The organism is Rossellomorea aquimaris (assembly GCF_008180865.1).
In the GTDB taxonomy this organism is placed as follows: Bacteria; Bacillota; Bacilli; order Bacillales; family Bacillaceae_B; genus Rossellomorea; species Rossellomorea yichunensis.
Genome location: NZ_VTEX01000002.1, coordinates 358,638 through 377,266 on the forward strand (window position 1 = coordinate 358,638; position 18,629 = coordinate 377,266).

The following is an 18,629-nucleotide window of genomic DNA, read 5'->3' on the forward strand; positions in this document are numbered from 1 at the left end:
AGACTATTAGTTTCCAGGATCTACATAATCCGGATAATCCGTAATGATCGCATCAACCTTCATGTCGAAAAGAAAGTCTGCCGCTTCCCGACTGCGTACCGTCCATGAGCCGATCTGCATCCCCTGGGAGTGGACTTCATTCACGACATCTTCTGTCACGATTCCATAGCTTGGGTTGAACCACTCCGCATAGGTTGATATTTCTTTTAACGCTGCCTCTGTTGTAAGGGCACGGTTAGAAGTTAATACTCCGACCGGAACCTGAGGAAGCAGCTCGTCCATTTTTTTCATCGAGTCAAAGTTAAACGATTGAAGAATGATTTTTTCATTTTGGGGCTTGTCGAGATTTCGTTCACTTAACGCTTCAGCCACTTGTTCCTCAATACCAGGGTAAAGCTCTGGAGCCTTTAATTCGATTAAGATTCCCACTTTTCCATGGTAACGATCCAGAATCTCCTCAAAGGTCGGAATCGGTTCTCCTGCAAACTCTTCTCCCTTCCAACTACCGGCATCAAGAATGCGAAGCTGTTCAAGGGTTAAGTCCCCGACTTTCCCTGTTCCATCTGTTGTACGATCCACCGTCGTATCATGGATGACGACCAATTCACCGTCTTTGCTTCTCTGTACATCGATTTCAATGTAATCCGCCTTCATATCAACCGCCAAATCAAAACCGGCGATCGTATTTTCAGGTGCATAACCTGCTGCCCCCCGGTGTGCTACATTATCCACTTGCTTTCTTTCCCCTGTTGTTGGTTCTTCTGCAAACGCCTGACTGAACGGGCTGAATAACAATGAAAATGCAACCCCTGTACCGATTAGTAATTTCTTATTCAACTTCTTCATCTCCAATCCTGAATATGTATTTCTACTTTATTTTAGGAAAGGGATGTTGAGTTGATATGTAGATAACAATACAGCTTAATATAGATTGTGTTAACGAAATTCGACCTTTTTTCTTACGATTTTTTACAAATCTACTGAACCGGGATGAGATATTGAGACATTTTACTTATAAAGTAGTGGATTGATCGAGGTTCAGGAATGAAATGATCAGAATAATTTGAGCTTATTAAGAATTACTCCTGTTTGAACCACTTTAAATCCTGAATGGGAATAATCAATCCTGTTTGAGAAATATCGCTCCTAATTTCAAATAATTGATCCTCCTTGTCGAATTTTCTTGATTTGAAATACCAAATTTTCAATCAACTACTAGGCCTTCCCCTTCCATGTACGAAGAACCAGACCCAATATAATAAAATCTTTATTTATCCATCACAGACCTTATTTTTTATGACAGACTCTTCCTTCCCTCCATTTCTCAAAGCCACCTTTGAAAAGAAGATCCCCAGGACGACAAGCCCCAAAAACCCGATTCCCATCGCCAGTCCGCCAATGATGTTCCCAACAATCAAACCTGCTGCGCCGATCATTTTTCCGACTTGGAACACCAATCCATTCATGGCCATATAGGCTCCCCGTCTGCTGTCATCCACGATATCGGCGAGGAGCGACTGGCGTGTCGGGACATAAAGCAATTCGCCGATGGTCAAGACGACAACAGAAAGGAAAAGGGTGAGAAAATCATTACTGAAGGCCATGAAGAAATAGCCCATTCCGAAGAGGATGAATCCCGTGTACATGATAGGTTCCTCTTTCTTTCCGGTGATCCATTTACCGGCAGCTGCCGTGAATAAAACGATCATCAGTGTGTTGACAACGGTCAGTAAGCTCAATAATCGTATTCCGTCCATATCGAATGATAATAAGTTGAATAGTTGTATGGTTTGGGGGATGATTTCCTCCTCAAGTCTCACTGAAATGAAATTATTACGTTGAAACTCAATCGATAGAATCGCGATTCCACCAAAGGTAAAAGCCATAAACGTCCAGTCTTTCATGACCAGTCCGTAGCTCTTTAAGAGAGGCTTGATTCCATAGGTCCCTTGTCCTTTTCCACTCTTGATTTCATACGTATCAATGATTAATGCTGCCGTCATCCAGAGGGTCACAATACCCATCAGGAGAAGAACCGCAATCAGTTCGAAGAAATACTGTTCAAAGAACCAGCCTCCGATCATCAGCCCGATCATGATGGATAAGTTCACAGCCCAATAATTGACCGAGTACATAAATGCCCTTGTTTCCTTCGTGCTGACATCGATCAGCATGGCTTCGGATGCAGGATTGACCATCCCGCCTGAGACGCCGATTACGAGCAACATGATAAAGGTGATCCAAGGCGATGTAAAGATAGGTGAGTTGACCGCAAGCAATCCGGCAAATGCCCCGACCTTCATGACTTCACCAGCAACCATCAACTGTTTCCTGCCAATGATATCAGCGAGATACCCTCCATAAAGTCCAGCGATAAACTGAACCGCTACTTGAATGAGCAGAAGAATCCCTGCAACGGATGCATTGATCTCCCTAGTAAAATAAATGGCCATGAATGGGAAAACGGCTGAGCCCACTACCCGGCTTAAAAATGACGTATAAATTCGCACTTTGATATTTGGGTGTAAAGTTGAAAACATCGTATCATCTCCTCTATGCTTCCATTATGTGCTAGAAGAAAAGGGGTAAAAAGGGTACAATGAAAGAAATAATGTCCCCTTTTAGGAGGAGAATGGAAATGAAAGACCGCTATTTTGCCATGAGGGCCCATTTTCTCGACCGGGAAGTGAATGGAGAATGCTTTTTTAAATTAAAGGAGCTTGAAGAACGATGGTTTTGTTCGCTAAAAAATGTGAAGAGGATCCTTCACCAGTTCGAGGAGTCGGGCAGGCTCACCTACGTACCCGGTGCTGGGAGAGGGAATCCTTCGAAGTTGACCTTTAGAGACCCTTTTCAGAAAGAAGTAGAAGATTTCATGAAAGACTGTATGGAAAACCGCAAACTCGATCAAGCAGCCCAGCTTCTTAGACTCCCGATTCCGAAGTCATGGATTGCGAAGGCCACCTCAGACATCCGGGACATGTTCGGGCTTAAGCGTGGAACGGAATCTAAGGATGTCCTTCACGCCTTTATAACAAGGGATTTTACGACACTTGATCCCTTGAAGGTATCCATCTCTTTTGAATCCCACTTAATTGAATACCTGGGAGATACGTTAGTCAAATATGATGAAAAAAAAGACACGATCCTTCCCCATATTGCCCACCACTTCGAGTCGGATGGAGACAAAAAATGGACATTCCACTTGCGGAAAGGGGTGTTCTTTCATCACCAGGAAACACTGACAAGCAAGGATGTCGCTTATACCATTGAACGAATCAAAGATAGTGAAGAATCTTCTCACCAATGGCTTGCAGAAGATATCGAGACGGTGGAATGCCCTGGTCCTTATAAAGTGAGCATCACATTGAAGAAGGAAAACCCCTTTTTCCTTCGCTATATCGCTTCATCTAACTTTTGTATCCTACCGGCCAATCAGGCTTTCAATGAAGAGGAATGGATCGGCACCGGTCCCTTTTTATTAAAAGAACGATCGGAAAACAAATTGGTGCTTGAGGCGTTTGACCACTATTTCCTAGAACGCCCCCTCCTGGATGAGCTCCATTTTTACAAAGTGAGTCAGGATGCCGCAAACATTGTGGACTTCACCGTACAACATCCACCAACAGAAGAAGTCATGAGCAAGCATGAAATTGAAACGGGCTTCCGATTTCTCATGTGCAATTTGAGAAGGCAAACCGTGATCCAGCATGCGTCCATCCGAAAAGCTCTGTATCAGCTGATGGATATCAATCGCATGGCTGATGACTTAGGATGGGAGCATTGGGTTGAAGCAAGCAGCTTCGTGAATTCCAGGTCCTCGCCGCAAAAAAAGGATTCGGAAACCATCCTCTCCCTTCTAAAAGAAGCGGGATATACCGGAGAGCCGATTACGATTTATCACATGCACTATCAAAAAGCCTTTGAGGTTGCCGATTGGTATAAAAAGCAGGGCGAAGAATACGGACTCAACTTCGTCCTGCATCCCTTTACCTTTCCTGACTTCTATCTACGGGACATCGACGAGAAAGCAGACTTAATCTTCATGGGCGAGGTATCTTCATTGGATCCCCATCTGTCCTTTCTCGCAGCCTTCTACAACGATACGCTTCTATTCAGAAGGATGTTCCCTGTCGATTCCCTCCAATGGATCGATGGGAAACTCGAGCTTTTTAAGCAGGAAGATGCTGAAAACAGGGAACGGATTATGATGGAAATCGAAGATCATATCAGGAAGAACAATCTATTACTCTTTCAACATCACCCGATTAAGACGAGGACGTTTCACCCGATGATCAAGGATGTGATGTTCCATTCATTCGGTCATTTTGATTTTTCAAAGCTTTGGATTCCACGGTGATTTCGGTTAGGCTACATAAACAAGAAGGGAACTCCAGACATTTGGAGTTCCTTTCATTTGAAGGCCATAATTTAAAAGCTATAAATGAAATTCATTTTTAATCATCCTGGCTACCTCTTCTGCACTCATATCTGTATTATTGATTTTAATATAATTCTCTTCTTCTTTTTCTCCCCTTCTCCCCGAAATGATCAGATGATTTTCTGCATCGCCAACCATTCTTCAAATCTCTTCACACCAGTTTCATAGGTTAGATCGTTTCCGATGATTGAAAAAATTCTAGTTCCTAATCCCTCTAGTGATAACTCGTTTTCTTCGATTGTATTTTTAAGCCCATATTGTTCAAAGTCAAAGAAGATATCCCACACATCCTCCGATAACCTTTTATAAGCAATAGACTCATAATCACAGTTATTTTCGTAATAACCTAAATGCAGATGATATTTATCGTCATATTTCATTTCCATCAACTCTTACCTCCGATCAATTAATTCTGTGAAATACAAGATGATAGAACTTCATAAATCTGGAACGAAACCATTGAATTAATTCCATTTATTTGAAATAATTGGAATTAATTAATTTAATAGCACTTGAGGTAGATAGCCTTTTGCAGGAAAGAGGATAACGTATGCTGAAAAAGATACCCTTTAGGCGGATACGCTGGCCGGGGTGGGTTGTGTTGTGTGTAATAGGATTTTCTTTGGTTTATGGGATGGCCCAGTTGGTAGTTGGAATCGGATTCGACCAGGATTCCGGGCAGGCATCCCTATCGAGTATAGACTTTGAGACGGTAACTGAGAAGACGGATACATATACCATGTCCATTAAGACTCCGGTTATCGGAGACTCAACCATTCATAAGCCCATACAAGGATGGATCAAGCAAGAGAAAGAAGCATTTTTAGCAGCAGTAAAGGAAAACAAGGATGAGCTTGGAGATGGTTACCGTGCTCACTTAATCATCCAAGCCGATGTAAAGAAAGCGACAGATGATACATATAGTATAATCTTTAACTCGTATCAGTTGGTGAATGATATACGTGGTCAACAACAGGTGAAAATCTATACTATTGATGCCTCTGAAAAGAGAATTTTACACCTATCTGACATCATGCAAACCAGTGGCAAGCCAATCCATATAATCCGAAACCAAATCCTAAAAAATGAATCTATCAATCTGGTGGATGACAAGATGGATAAGGTATTAAGTGACCCTGCATCGTGGAATTGGTCCATATCCCCCAGAGCACTCACGTTGTACTTTGAGGAGTCGGAAATCGCTGCTAAAGGGGCTGGCCCAATCCAAGTAGAGGTTCCCATTAAACTTATCCGCCCTTATCTCAATAAAAAAATGGCTGATGCACTAGGTACATCAGAAGGAGCACCAGTAAATGTATCCATCGAACCTGAAGGGAAATATGTGGCTCTTACGTTTGATGATGGCCCAAACGTTGAGGTAACGCCACGAATTCTCAAGATACTCAAAGCCCATGACGTACAGGCAACTTTTTTCATGCTGGGAAGTCAGGCTGAAAAATACCCTTCCCTTGCGAAACGAGTTGCCGAAGCCGGCCATGAAATCGGCAATCATACAGATCACCATCAAGATTTGACGAAAATCGGAAGAAATCAAGTGGCACAAGAGATCCAAATTTCCAGCCGAAAAATCGAGGATGCGACTGGTCAAATCCCCTCAAGTTTACGACCGCCTTATGGAGCGATCAATCATGAGGTGGTGGAGGTGGCTGGTAATTATGGCTCCCCAATCGTCCTATGGTCCGTCGATTCACTAGATTGGAAAAACAAGAATGCCGATAGCATCAACCGGGTTGTTCAAAATGCAATCACCCCGGGATCCATCATCCTGTTACACGATGTTCATCCAACTACAGCTGACGCTTTGCCGACATTACTAACAACACTTGAAAAGGAAGGGTATCAATTTGTAACCGTCTCTCAGTTACAATCGATTAATGCGGAGGAGAGTGCCGGTCCTTACTACGGTAATATTTGAATGAGGCTGCGGTTCTATTGCTTTGAAAGCAGTAGAACCGTCCGGCATGCAAAAAAAAGTGAATCAAAACCTCTTGATCACCTCTCACCTCATTCACCGGACCGTCGTCTCCAACGCCTCATTCCTCATTTCTCTGATATATTCCTTAGCGACATGTTCCCTCCCGCCATGCTGTTCGTACCAATCCCTGATCCGTTTCAGATGATCTTCATCATTCCTGATGCTGGTTTCAATCTTCATATAATCGTCCTGACTGTCGTATTCCCAAATAGCAAAGATCTCAACGGTCTCTTCATCATGATCCTTCATCCAGCGGCCAACCAGTCGCGAGCCGTGTTTAAGCTGGTTCGGCAAATTGGTGTGATTGAAGTGATCATTGAACGTTTCGACGAACTCTTTTTTGACTAGATAGAACTTTCTTCTATAGAACATGATGGTTCTCCTTTCCTTGCCTTGATCACCATCGTAGTAGGAAATTTCCTCGCCTTATATAATGAGTAATAGCGATCAGATACTTCCTCTTCCACTGAGTCAAAAGCTGCTGATACGTCACTTTCAATAACCGATTCAATCGTAAATCCTGCTTTGATGACTTCATTTAAATAAGTACTAAATTTACGTTTCGGGATGACGACAGGTGCATCTTCGCCTTTGAAGTTGGGGTACGTAGTGACTCCCTCTTTCTGGTAAGAACCTTCCATATAAATTTGACCATCTTCACTTTTCATATGGGGGTATAAGGGATGATCCCAACTAAAGATCAGTGAACCGCCTGTTTTCAAATAAGAGTGAATCAACGTTAAAGTAGATGGCAGGTCTGTTGTCCAGCCAATGGCATAGATAGAGTATACGATGTCAAAATAATCCTTCTGTAATCCGATGTCTTCTTCCATAGGTGAACAGGATAAGTTGGCATCCAAGCCCTTTAACGTTTCTTTTGCCGTCTCGATTTGGGTCTCTGACAGGTCAACGCCCCATAATTCACTGGCACCCATTCCCTTCATATAAAGTAAGGAGTGCCCGCTGCCACACCCTATATCAAGCACCTTTTTGCTGGTAATGTCATCAAACAGCCTCAATTCGTCTTCCGTCTGTGTAAACGGCCCGTAACTCGGCAAGGCATCCTTCCCGTTAAAATGGCGGGCGACTTTATCCCAGCTTTTTTTATTTTGTCTCAGAATATCCAGCATCTTAGCATCCCCTTTTCATTTAATTACTCTGTATATATAATCCGCACTCCCTATCGGATCTACCTCATCAACGTAATAATCTTCAGCCAACCAGTATCTTCTTTTATACTTTTCAAGCCTTGCTTGATGGTCACCGAGATAGGTGTCACGGTCCAATACTCTTTCAGCTCTAAATTCATGTGAGCAATCAATATAGATCATAAAATCAACATAACGTCGCCATTCTTTCCTTTGTAAGAAGACACCCTCAATAAGGATGATGGCAGACGGGGGCATGTGGATTGGTTTCGTAATGACCGAATCCGTTGAAGAATGATAGAACGGGAGGGTAATAGAGCCGCTAGCATGCAGCTTTCTGAACAGCTCTGTTTCAATTAATCCAATATCCCATTGGAGAAAATAATATTCGAACCATTCATCATTCCCGGTCCCATATCGCTTATGTGCTTCAACAATATGATCATCAAGATGAACGATGAAAACCTCATGACTTGAAAGCTCCAATGCATGTCGAAGCTCTTTTGCGACTGTAGTCTTACCTGCTCCTCCTAAGCCATCGATACCTGAAATGAAGGGCCGATTTTCCGAGAACTTTTCCTGATAACGGGATAGCAATGGTTCTATCACTTCATCGATGGACACTTTGCTCACCCTCATCATTTTCCTTCCATATTACTCGTATATTTCTCTGGCAACAGCTCCAACACATGACACTTTACGAGTTCACCATTATAAGGAATGATGACATCGGTATTTTCCCCATAGTCACTGATTAATTCACGGCACATTCCACAGGGGGCAACGACCCAACATTTCTCTATATCTTCGTGTGGATGAGGATGAGCCACGGCTACAATCGTTTCAAATTCGTGATCCCCTTCAGAAATGGACTTCCCGATCGCCATCGCTTCCCCACATACTGTGATTCTTCCGACGTTTGCTTCTACGTGCACCGCTGAATATACTTGTCCGGATGCTGACCTGACTGCCGAACCAATGTGGTGTCGTCCATATCGGTAATTTTTTTCGATGACCTTTTCTGCTTCCCTGATCAATTCATAGTCTCTATCTTCTAGCGGTCTAACTTTTAACATGATGATTGGTCCCCTTTGGTCGATTATTTTTTTATCGATACAGAACACTTATTGAATGTCCTCATTAGGTTTAACGCCATATTGATCTTCGTTTTTAAAGATATGAGCAGGAGACGAGCCTATTACTCTAAGTTTGCCCTCACTTATAACAATGCCCGTTTCCTCTGGTAACGCAAGAACAGAAAATCCATATTTGTTTGCGTATTCTTTGATTAAGCTATCATTACTAGTTTCATAGTGACACCAAACTGAATAGTTATCTATGTAGTTAAAACCTTCAAAGGTCTTCAAACTTGTATGGTTTGGATCCATATGTGAGGAGGTTAAAACATCTCTGCCAAAAATAATAGCTCCGGCACTCCCTCCATATACAATCCCCTTTTTGTCTATATACTCTTTTAAAATTTCATCAAAGCCTGTCGCACGGAAGGTGTTTAACAAATAAAAAGTGTTTCCTCCGCCGATGTAAATGGATGAGAATTCCTTTAGATCCTCTGGAGACTTAGCTTCTAAATCAGTCCACATGTCTATTTCAGTAATGCCTAGAGGGTTAAACACACTATGTATCCATTTGTAACAGTCTTCATAAGGAATTTCGCCTTGCATCGCGATTGGAATATATAGCAACGGCTTATCAAGATCTAATGCCATAACAAATTCCTTATCAATTATGTCTGTCTGTTCCTTATCTCCACCGCCAGATAGGAATAAGTTAATCATGAATCCCTTCCCCCTAATCGCCATTTTTTAACTATCCCACACTACCAATTATTTCAAATTACCCCTTTTAACTCAATGATTATTTTCGAAAAAAAGAAGCTTACCCAATACACGATAAACCACCGTTCGTATGAAAGGTAAGCCGGATATTTCTTTCTTGTTACTGAATTAGCATAAATTGCTATTACTTTTTGACCACCTTTTAGTTTAATCTTACTCCCATCTGGATAATGAATAATAAGACAATAAATCATAGAAATGAGGTAATGAAAATGCGAGTAAATGATGATCAAATAAAAGGAAAGCGAAAACAGACAAAGGGAGATTTAAAGAAAGGATTAGGCAAGCTTACAAACGACGATTCTAAAATTGCGGAAGGCGAACGCGATAAGGATAAAGGAAAGATGCAAGAGAAAGTCGGCGATATGAAGGAATCGTTTAAAAAGAATTGGTAATTGCAATCAGGCTTTCCCTTCTGTGAATGTAAGCCATACTGCACATAAATCATGAGAGGACGACCCTCCTGCTTACTAGGAAAAGCAGAAGGATCGTCCTTTTTCTTCAGTTTATTTACAGCTATCCAAATCAGCTTTTTCAAACCAGCCAAATGCCACTTCCGCCTGAATGATCTCATGGTCTGGTGCTACTAAGAAAAGGATAAATGACCCGCCCGGAGGAAAAATGAATTTCCCATCTTCATCACTGGCTAACGTACTTTGTGGGGAGACAATCCGCCTAAAGGCCATAACCCCCTTTCTTGGAAACCCTTCTACTTCATCAGCATATGCGATTTTGACTTTGGGCTTTGGAAGTGGAGAAAGTGCCGTATTTGCGGGCGTCACATTACTCGAAATCATTGGCTTACCAGGAGGAATGGGATTAAACCAAATTTCAGCTTCAAACGGTTGGTCGGAATGATTCGTGATAGTAAAGGCATTGACAAATAAATTGACATCGGATTTACCCGGATTCATCAAGCCTCCCCACGCATTTTTTCCTTTACCGAAACAAATGTGTTCCGTTTGCCCAAGAAAATATCTTCCCTCTAAGGATTGATACAAAGGGTTAGGGATATTGACGGTTTTACTAAATCGGTCATTATTCAACCACTGCATATGAAAAATCACTCCTTTCTAAAGTTTATGGGAGAAGAAAGAAAGTGCTTTAAAAAATTCAAAAAGTATTGTATGTAAGATATTACTTGAAGAGCGAAAGGTGGCGGTTGCATCCATATCCCCCATCAAAGAAGGACAGAACTATTTACTTGATTTTAATCTCTTTCTTTTATTCTCAGGCTGCTTTAACCAATAACGGATTCCTTTTCCAGCCAAGGGTTCATCATTGTATCTCGGGATGACGTGTAAATGACAATGGAAGATAAACTGATTGGACACCTCTCCGACATTCCACCCAAGTGTAAAGCCATCCGGGGAAAACGCTTCGTTTAAGTACTTCTTCGCTTTTTGTAATAGTTCGTATGTATCTTTCCACTCTATTTCCGTTAATTCAAATGCGTCCGCATGATGGTTTTTTGGAACAATGACCCCGGATCCTTCTAATACATCCTGGTGCTTGTTATGCTGCAGGAAATAGCAGGATTCGTTTTCAAATACGATGTTTTGGTCTTTGTCCTTTTTTGGATTGCAGAATGGACAATTTTCTTCATAGCTCATAAAACTTTCCCCTTTCTAATTTAGCATCCTTCAATTCCAATTATTTCAAACCCCCACCCCTTTGACAATCCCAGCTTCCCACTCTGATGCCCGTTTCGCCTATCTGTTCATTTTTGCAAAATTAACCGGTACAAACTCTGCACACTGAAACCCCTTTCAAAACCTCTAAATAGCCCCTATACTAGATTCATAAGATGATCATCTAATTAACTAACAATATAAATATGCAAAAACGATAACAGAGGGGGATCCTCATGGTATTGGATAAAAGGCGTGCACACTTATTATCCATCATTCAACATTCTACTGATCCGATTCCGACGAAAGATCTGGTGGCGAGGACGAATTTGTCTCAACGGACCATTTATTACGACCTCGATCAGATTAATAGTTGGTTACGGACTCAAGGGTTGGAACCCATTGAAAGCCAGCATGGCAAGGGGTTGTTTTTGCCTCCTGCATCGAAATCGAAGTTGATGGTTTCTAAGGATCAAAGTTTCGAAGATTGGCAGTATCAATTGTCGAGGCAGGAACGCGAAGTCCTGATTAAAGCCAAAATATTATTAGAAGAACAAGATGCCTCGATGCAGCGGTTTATGGACCTGACAAGCATGAGCCGGGGGACGATCGCCAAGGAAATTAAAGAGATCAAGCAAGAGTTCAGCAAAGCCGGTTTGCGGTTGTATTACAAGAAAGGTTCAGGATACCGATTGAGTGGCCCTGAGGATGCTAAAAGAACGATGCTTTCGAATATACTGGCGACTATCTTCTCACACCCGGATTGGCAGAACGTCAGGAACGAGGTCCATAAGATGATTCAGCCGGAAGCTGCCACGTGGTCCCATGAAACGGATCAAAGGCGCCTGGTGAGAGAGATACTTTATGAAGCTGAGAAAGAATTGGGATTGACGCTGACAGATGAGATGGTGGAGATCCTTTCCCTGCAGATCTTGATGATCATGAAGAGAATCGAGCTGGAAGAGTATATTCTTGTTCCAGAAGCAGAAAAGCAGGTCCTGCAGCAAACAGAAGCTTACAAGGCAGCCCTCCATATTACGAATAAACTTGGAAACGTAAAGGAAGTCTCTTTTCCAGATGATGAGGTTTGTTTCATTACGATGAATCTGTTGGGATCCAAAGTCCAGCATGATAACTTCAACCGTTATACGGAACAGGAATTATCAGGCCTGAAGGAAGTCGTGCAACAGATGATTGATGATTTTCAGCTTTACTCCTGTGTGGTGTTCGATGATAAAAATGGACTGGAAGAGAATCTGATTTCCCATATTAAGCCGACGTATTACCGGCTTAAGTACGGGCTCTCGATCGCGAATGATCTGGCTGACAGCATTCAAAAGACTTACCAGGACATCTTTCATTTGACTAAACGGGTAATGAGGCACCTGGAACGGTATGTCGGGAAGATCGTCCCGGACGAGGAAGTGGCCTACATTACCCTGCACTTCGGAGGCTGGTTGACGAAAGAGAAAAAGAAGGTCGAGACGAAATTTAAAGCACTCATCGTTTGTGAAAATGGGATTGGGACTTCCAATATGCTCCGCACCCAACTAGAGAACTTGATTGCCGGGCTGAATGTCATCACCACGATCTCGATGAGGGAATATCGAACGAACGAGTACGAGGCGGACGTCATCTTTTCCACCAATTATATCAAGGAGAAGGACATCCCCGTCATCCATCTTCCGGCTATCTTGACGAATCTCGAAAAAGAACGGGTCATACAACGGATGAATGAGCTTTTCGATTCGAAGCCACCGGAAAAGAATGTGACCGATCACCTGATGGATGTCATCAAACGTCATGCAACCATCCATCAAGAGGACGACCTGAAAAAGGAATTGGTCCACCTTTTAGAACAAAATACTCCCAGAATAAAGGAGATCAGAAAGCCTATGCTCAATGAATTATTGACAGAACAAACGATACAACTCAAAGACCGGGTAAGCAGTTGGGAGGAAGCCATCAGGGTGGCCAGTCAACCACTGATCGACCTGCAATCGATTCGCCCGGATTATGTAGACGCCATGATAATGAGCGTGAAAGAGTTGGGTCCTTATATTGTCATCGCACCTAATATCGCCATCCCCCATGCACGTCCTGAGACGGGTGTCGAACAGCTCGGAATGAGTTTCCTGCGACTCAAGGAACCCGTCCATTTTTCCGAAAAAGAAAAACATCGCGCTCAGCTGGTCATCGTGCTGGCAGCAATCGATAATCAAACCCATTTAAAAGCATTGGCACAGCTTACAGAACTGCTATCCAATGAAGACAATGTGGAACAATTAATCTCAGCAAGTGATCGTCAAACCGTAATTGAATTAATCAAACAAACAATTGAAGTATAAATCAGAGGAGGAAATAAAATGAAAAAAGTATTAGTCGTATGTGGAAATGGATTAGGAAGCAGCATGATCGTAGAAATGAATGTGAAAGCGGCACTGAAAGATATGGGAAAAGAAGCTGAGGTGTCCCACACGGACCTGACAACAGCCAAAACGGAACAGGCGGATCTTTTCCTAGGTTCTGAAGATATCGTCGAAAGCCTTGAAGACGGCCGCAAGAATGTCGTAAAGTTAAAGAATTTGATGGATAAAAACGAACTCCGCGCAGCATTAGAAGCAAATATTTAGTCCACTTTTAAAAGGAAGGAGCGATACAAATGGTTGATATCATTATGAAGGATATACTAGGTACACCCGCGATCCTTGTCGGTCTATTCGCCTTAATCGGACTCCTGATCCAGCGCAAGAATTCAGGGGATGTCGTGTCCGGAACCCTTAAAACAGTCATGGGCTTCGTCATTCTCGGGGCTGGTGCGAATGTACTCGTCCAGTCCCTGGGGCAATTTAGCAGCATGTTCAATCATGCCTTTGAAGTCGACGGGGTGATCCCGAACAATGAAGCCGTCGTCGCCCTTGCACAGGAAAGCTTCGGTACGGAGACAGCGATGATCATGCTGTTCGGTATGGTTGTCAATATTGTTATTGCACGTTTCAGTCCTTTTAAATACATCTTCTTAACCGGACATCATACCATGTTCATGGCCTGCTTGATCGCTGTCATCTTAACCACTGGTGGATTTACCGGAGTATCATTGATCATTCTAGGCTCGATCATCCTTGGTGCATTGATGGTCCTGTCACCTGCGATGCTTCAGCCATTCACACGCAAAGTTACCGGGTCTGATGACTTTGCCGTCGGCCACTTCGGATCGATCGGGTATTTGGTGTCCGCCACAGTCGGTAAAGCAGTCGGTAAAGGTTCTAAATCGACAGAAGAAATCAAAGTTCCAAAGTCACTCGGCTTTCTCCGGGACACTTCCGTCTCAGTATCTCTGACGATGGTCATCCTGTTCTTTATCGTTGCAGGTGCAGCAGGTCCGGCTTTCGTTGAAGGAGAATTGAGCGGCGGACAGAACTTCCTTGTGTTTGCCTTTATGCAGGGGATCACCTTTGCCGTTGGTGTGTATATCATTTTAGCCGGGGTACGTATGCTCCTTGGTGAAATCGTTCCAGCCTTCAAAGGGATCGCAGACAAAATCGTCCCGAATGCGAAACCCGCTCTTGATTGCCCGGCCATCTTCCCATTTGCAGGAAATGCCGTCATCATCGGTTTCTTGTTCAGCTTCATTGCCGGTCTCGTCAGCATGCTTTTCTTGCCTTTACTAGGATTGAAAGTAATCGTTCCAGGTCTTGTCCCCCACTTCTTCACAGGTGCAGCTGCCGGAGTCTTCGGTAATGCAACCGGCGGTCGAAGAGGTGCAGTCATCGGCTCCATGGCGAACGGCGTCATGATCAGCTTCCTGCCAGCCCTCTTATTGCCGGTTTTAGGCAATTTAGGATTCCAGGGGACAACATTTGGAGATGCGGACTTTGGATTGGTCGGCATCGTGCTTGGAAATCTTGTCACCTTGATTGAATCGAATATGATTGTTTTCGCGTCAATCATCGTCCTTCTTGCCATCCTCTTCTTCATCAGCTTTAAGTCAAAGGGGACTGGGGAGAAGGAAGAGACAGAAGTTGCATAGATAAATTAAAACACTCGCTTCCTTATTTCAGGAAGCGAGTGTTTTACCATATAAACAGGAAATACCAGGACGGCTACCTTGCTTCCGAATGCACCCCATTTTTCATTCCTTTAACCTTTATAATAAAACTGTAGCCTTTAAACACATGAAAACTTCTCAAAAAACCTACTCCGTGATAATCCCTTCTCCAACCCCAAACCGAATCAGACCTTCATAAGGATCTCCCGTAATATCAAAAAGCTTACAAAACGCGGGCTCTGTCTTATATCCTTGGTTTTTGAGATGTATCACTTTCTGTTTGAGACCAGGATATCTTTGCAACAGTTCATGTTCAATCATCATATGGAGATACGCATGTTGCTTATGTACCGGTTGGGCTTGTCCAAATAGCTCAAACTCAAAACCACTAAAGGTAAAATTCGCCTTCACGACTTCTTTCCCATTAATCGTTTTCCTTTTGATTGTAAAGCCATCTTTTTTGTTGTATAACGTTTGGATCAATTCTTCAAATGGGTCTAATTCCTGTACTTCCATAATGATGTCCAGGTCTGAACCCGTAATGTCTATACCAATGGGCAGCGTTCCGCATAGAACAGGATTATAGGTATTCATGTCTTTCAAAATATCCAGTTCCATGATGACTGCATATGCCTCTTGTTGCCTGTCCGTCCCCTTTTTCATACTTGCGAATAAATCTATCATCGGTACACCATCCCTGCCTGACGATTTTTCAATGCAAATATACCAACTCTTATTATCCGAGAAATCTTTTATCTTAATAATGACATTTAATTTACATTTCTTCATCCCATTTAATGAAGAAATAAAAGATATAATTTCAGCTTAGAGCTTCTTCAAGTTAGCACACCAATACAAAGCTGCTGCCATTGTTTCACTTTCAAAAACTCATACAGCCTCTTTAGCCAACACATTTAATCGGACGCACGTAAACCCATCACTAACTTAAATATTATTAATTACTTTGGACCAATACCCCTCCAAAAAAGATCAACCAAAGCTTGTGCTGTTTTTTGGGGACCACCTAGTTCCTCTATTAGATCTTTTTTGTTGCGAATCATTGCCACCGTAGAAAATGCATGTGCAAGCAATAATGGGTTTGTTACCACTATTTCACCTTTTTCCATAGCTTGCTTGAATATATCTTCCAGCGCTTTATGAACTTCCCTCTCGGCACCTCGAATGTCCTGAATATGATTCTCTGTTAGTGAGAAAGCAGCTTCTTTTAATAACGTTTCAAAATCAATGTGGGGTCTCATTAAATGATCCAGTGTGACTTCATATAATTTGTGCTTCAAGCCATTAGAACTATGTAAAAGTTTCTCTGTTTGTACTGTGATTCGTAGGAACATACTGGACACAGCGACTGCGAATAAGTTTGCTTTGTTTTTAAAATAATAGTAAACGCTGGCTTTGGTCACACTACACGCCTCAGCCACTTGCTCCATGGAAACACCCTCATATCCATATGTTAAAAATAGATGGGCAGATGTCTTTAAGATTTTCTCCCTCGTTAGATTGTTCTCAATTTTTATTTTTGGTCTTCCTGGTTTTTTAGGAAACTCGCTATCCATGGGTACCTCCTTGATATTCAAAAAAAATATATTATTAATCATTTGATTAATTAACCTTCGAGTATATATAATTAATGAAGATATACTGACTGAATCTATTGTAATAAATTTAGTAAAAAAAACAAATGTAGAAATAAACCTTTTATACATGGTCACAACAGACGTATGAACCGTCTCAGATACTCTACACCCTCATAAATAAAGATGAAATCAACTATGAGAAAGATTGGATCATTTTCAACCCGACTGAAACGATTACGTTTGTGATGCTGACACTAAGTATAAAGTAAGGACGATCACAATAGAAACTAAAGTATTAATCCTGCTCAGAGATAACCTGACATTAAACGGTGGTGTGAGTTAGCCTTTTACCTTTAACATTGATTAATTTATAAGAAACAATTCGTATTATTTAAAAGAATACTAGAACGGAGGGAATCAAAATCGATACATTTCTTTTTAGCTTCTTCTCAATTGCTTACATAGGGGTTTTGATCATTGGAGTAATCTGCCTTAGAACTTACAAATTAAAAAGTATAGTTTTTCTATTGCCAGTTATTGTCGGCCTTATTTATGACAACGGAATCATAGCAATAGGTCAGTTAATAGGGGAAGGGGAAATATTAAAACGATTAAACCTGGCACGATTCTGGATACATGCATTTTTCACGCCTCTTCTCGTGTTATTTTCTTGGAAAACATTGGAGCAAGGAGAAGTATTGTGGGCTAAGAAACCTTTAAGTAAGTTTTCTGCCTATGCATTGACTTTTTCATTGGTATTATTTGAACTTTTTACTGAGGTATCAGGACTTCATTTAGTGGCGAATATGGAAAATGGCGTCCTAAGCTATAGCTCTGACGAACCTTCAAGTGGCCCGCCCGTTATGGTACTAATAGTATCACTTGTATTGCTTGTGGCTTCAATCATCATCTGGAGTAAACAAAAATGGAAGTGGTTTTTTGCCGGTTCCCTTGCAATGATCATCGGAAGTGCTGTAAGTTTACCGATTGATAGCGGAGCCATCACAAATTTCTTTGAACTAGGTCTTATAACCTCCTTACTCGGTACGGCAATCTTCCAGAGTATAAACATTACAAAAGACTCCCCCTAAGAAAACACGAGTTTAAAATGATAATAATTACCAATTTGATATCCTTAAATATATTCTAGAAATCTAAATACTTTATAAAAGGTGATTTTTGAATGATTACAATTCAGACATACATTTCAAAAAAAGACTGCAAAGAGATGACCTTAAAGGGTGCTATCTATCATGATTTTTCACCTCTTGGCGAACCTTTGTCAAGAGAGTATGGTAATAATCAATTAATCAAATCAGATGGAATTTCAATCTTTGGTGCTGTTGAGATTTCCATCTATCAAAAACCTCTTTCTACCTTTAATGATTGGGATGATGTTGATGAATTATGGCTTTCACTTCTAGAATCTTTGAAACACTGCTTGAAATATGGTCATGGTATTAGCGGCTTCTCGATGCGGACCTTGGATTGGGAAATGAAATTAATGAAAGAAGATAGTAACGACTCTATATTATTCACTTGGAATCATTGGGATGCAGGTTGGAATACCGTTTATGAAATGATCACCGTTTGTCTTCCCAAAAAAAAATTGGTGGATAACTTATTGGCTGAAGGGGAATTTTATGTTGAATTTAGGAATTCTTTATCGGACAGTGGTCCGAGCAGTAAAATGAAGAGATTAATTGATGAAATTAAATCCTTTAACTAGCGTTAAATATCCATTAATCCGAATAGCTTTCATTAGAAGAATGATAGGTTTATGTTCTGAGAAAAGTTGATGATTGAAATGATGAATTCAGAGAGCAGCTACAAGAAATGAATGTAGCTGCTTTTCTTTAAGAAAAATGGTCATGTCCCCACCAAATCTTTTAATGGATGGAAAAATCCTATGGC

21 protein-coding genes are annotated in these 18,629 nt (G+C 41.6%); 8 read left to right on the top strand and 13 right to left on the bottom strand.

All coding sequences use genetic code 11. The annotated features are described in order from the left end of the window. Positions 1-6 precede the first annotated feature (6 nt). A complete protein-coding gene (locus FZC88_RS09290) occupies positions 7-837 on the bottom strand; it encodes a glycerophosphodiester phosphodiesterase (RefSeq protein WP_148994576.1) in 831 nt (276 codons plus the stop codon). Between the two features lie 434 nt (positions 838-1,271). Continuing rightward, positions 1,272-2,540 carry an MDR family MFS transporter gene (locus FZC88_RS09295; protein ID WP_148994577.1) on the bottom strand — a complete coding sequence of 423 codons (1,269 nt, stop codon included), beginning with the start codon at positions 2,538-2,540 and terminating at the stop codon, positions 1,272-1,274. A 98-nt stretch (positions 2,541-2,638) separates the two neighbouring features. Between FZC88_RS09295 and FZC88_RS09300 the strand changes: the two genes are divergently transcribed. Next, on the top strand, positions 2,639-4,360 hold the full coding sequence (locus FZC88_RS09300) for an ABC transporter substrate-binding protein (RefSeq protein ID WP_187443560.1): 1,722 nt from the start codon (positions 2,639-2,641) through the stop codon (positions 4,358-4,360). Positions 4,361-4,438: 78 nt separating this feature from the next. Here the strand turns inward: FZC88_RS09300 and FZC88_RS09305 are convergent, their stop codons facing one another. Further along, positions 4,439-4,579: a hypothetical protein gene (locus FZC88_RS09305; protein ID WP_187443561.1), complete on the bottom strand. Its 141-nt coding sequence runs from the start codon at positions 4,577-4,579 to the stop codon at positions 4,439-4,441. Beyond that, complete coding sequence (locus FZC88_RS09310; RefSeq protein WP_148994579.1) at positions 4,552-4,827, bottom strand: DUF3986 family protein; 276 nt, start codon at positions 4,825-4,827, stop codon at positions 4,552-4,554. The genes FZC88_RS09305 and FZC88_RS09310 overlap by 28 nt, the downstream gene beginning before the upstream one ends. A 164-nt stretch (positions 4,828-4,991) precedes the next feature. Between FZC88_RS09310 and FZC88_RS09315 the strand changes: the two genes are divergently transcribed. After that, complete coding sequence (locus FZC88_RS09315; protein WP_148994580.1) at positions 4,992-6,377, top strand: polysaccharide deacetylase family protein; 1,386 nt, start codon at positions 4,992-4,994, stop codon at positions 6,375-6,377. A 93-nt stretch (positions 6,378-6,470) separates the two neighbouring features. Here FZC88_RS09315 and FZC88_RS09320 read toward each other — a convergent pair whose 3' ends face one another. The 5 genes from FZC88_RS09320 to FZC88_RS09340 are packed head-to-tail and all read right to left on the bottom strand — an operon-like array spanning position 6,471 to position 9,381. Further along, positions 6,471-6,809 carry an NIPSNAP family protein gene (locus tag FZC88_RS09320; RefSeq protein ID WP_148994581.1) on the bottom strand — a complete coding sequence of 113 codons (339 nt, stop codon included), beginning with the start codon at positions 6,807-6,809 and terminating at the stop codon, positions 6,471-6,473. Beyond that, a complete protein-coding gene (locus FZC88_RS09325) occupies positions 6,782-7,567 on the bottom strand; it encodes a class I SAM-dependent methyltransferase (RefSeq protein ID WP_148994582.1) in 786 nt (261 codons plus the stop codon). The genes FZC88_RS09320 and FZC88_RS09325 overlap by 28 nt, the downstream gene beginning before the upstream one ends. Positions 7,568-7,582: 15 nt before the next feature. Beyond that, the gene (locus FZC88_RS09330; RefSeq protein WP_148994583.1) at positions 7,583-8,224 is read right to left on the bottom strand and encodes a kinase; all 642 of its coding nucleotides are present in this window, start codon (positions 8,222-8,224) and stop codon (positions 7,583-7,585) included. Then, a complete protein-coding gene (locus FZC88_RS09335; RefSeq protein ID WP_148994584.1) occupies positions 8,224-8,661 on the bottom strand; it encodes a cytidine deaminase in 438 nt (145 codons plus the stop codon). Before FZC88_RS09335 ends, FZC88_RS09330 begins: the two co-directional genes overlap by 1 nt. 48 nt (positions 8,662-8,709) lie before the next feature. Then, positions 8,710-9,381: a Type 1 glutamine amidotransferase-like domain-containing protein gene (locus tag FZC88_RS09340; RefSeq protein WP_148994585.1), complete on the bottom strand. Its 672-nt coding sequence runs from the start codon at positions 9,379-9,381 to the stop codon at positions 8,710-8,712. Between the two features lie 272 nt (positions 9,382-9,653). On the opposite strand from FZC88_RS09340, the gene FZC88_RS09345 reads away from it, so the two are divergent. After that, positions 9,654-9,836, top strand: a complete 183-nt coding sequence (locus tag FZC88_RS09345) for a CsbD family protein (protein ID WP_148968188.1) — start codon at positions 9,654-9,656, stop codon at positions 9,834-9,836. Positions 9,837-9,947: 111 nt separating this feature from the next. Here FZC88_RS09345 and FZC88_RS09350 read toward each other — a convergent pair whose 3' ends face one another. Together FZC88_RS09350 and FZC88_RS09355 are read right to left on the bottom strand one after the other, a co-directional pair. Then, positions 9,948-10,496, bottom strand: a complete 549-nt coding sequence (locus FZC88_RS09350; RefSeq protein WP_148994586.1) for a DUF6143 family protein — start codon at positions 10,494-10,496, stop codon at positions 9,948-9,950. Between the two features lie 141 nt (positions 10,497-10,637). Further along, a complete protein-coding gene (locus FZC88_RS09355) occupies positions 10,638-11,054 on the bottom strand; it encodes an HIT family protein (RefSeq protein WP_148994587.1) in 417 nt (138 codons plus the stop codon). A 254-nt stretch (positions 11,055-11,308) separates the two neighbouring features. Here FZC88_RS09355 and FZC88_RS09360 point away from each other — a divergent pair, with 254 nt between their 5' ends. From FZC88_RS09360 to FZC88_RS09370, 3 genes are read left to right on the top strand one after another with little or no spacing between them, the layout of a single operon-like run. Then, positions 11,309-13,420, top strand: a complete 2,112-nt coding sequence (locus FZC88_RS09360; protein ID WP_148994588.1) for a BglG family transcription antiterminator — start codon at positions 11,309-11,311, stop codon at positions 13,418-13,420. Positions 13,421-13,438: 18 nt separating this feature from the next. After that, entirely contained in the window at positions 13,439-13,705 is a 267-nt protein-coding gene (locus FZC88_RS09365; protein WP_148994589.1) for a PTS sugar transporter subunit IIB, read from the top strand. A 29-nt stretch (positions 13,706-13,734) separates the two neighbouring features. Further along, positions 13,735-15,102 carry a PTS ascorbate transporter subunit IIC gene (locus tag FZC88_RS09370; RefSeq protein WP_148994590.1) on the top strand — a complete coding sequence of 456 codons (1,368 nt, stop codon included), beginning with the start codon at positions 13,735-13,737 and terminating at the stop codon, positions 15,100-15,102. Positions 15,103-15,267: 165 nt separating this feature from the next. On the opposite strand, the gene FZC88_RS09375 is transcribed toward FZC88_RS09370, so the two are convergent. Both FZC88_RS09375 and FZC88_RS09380 read right to left on the bottom strand, forming a co-directional pair. Continuing rightward, positions 15,268-15,804 carry a DUF4269 domain-containing protein gene (locus FZC88_RS09375; RefSeq protein WP_148994591.1) on the bottom strand — a complete coding sequence of 179 codons (537 nt, stop codon included), beginning with the start codon at positions 15,802-15,804 and terminating at the stop codon, positions 15,268-15,270. A 275-nt stretch (positions 15,805-16,079) separates the two neighbouring features. Then, on the bottom strand, positions 16,080-16,694 hold the full coding sequence (locus FZC88_RS09380; protein WP_148994592.1) for a TetR/AcrR family transcriptional regulator: 615 nt from the start codon (positions 16,692-16,694) through the stop codon (positions 16,080-16,082). Between the two features lie 548 nt (positions 16,695-17,242). On the opposite strand from FZC88_RS09380, the gene FZC88_RS09385 reads away from it, so the two are divergent. Both FZC88_RS09385 and FZC88_RS09390 read left to right on the top strand, forming a co-directional pair. Beyond that, positions 17,243-17,806: a hypothetical protein gene (locus FZC88_RS09385; RefSeq protein WP_262371812.1), complete on the top strand. Its 564-nt coding sequence runs from the start codon at positions 17,243-17,245 to the stop codon at positions 17,804-17,806. A 92-nt stretch (positions 17,807-17,898) separates the two neighbouring features. Beyond that, positions 17,899-18,444 (top strand): hypothetical protein, encoded by a 546-nt coding sequence (locus tag FZC88_RS09390; RefSeq protein WP_148994594.1) that lies wholly within the window; start codon positions 17,899-17,901, stop codon positions 18,442-18,444. Positions 18,445-18,629: the final 185 nt, after the last annotated feature.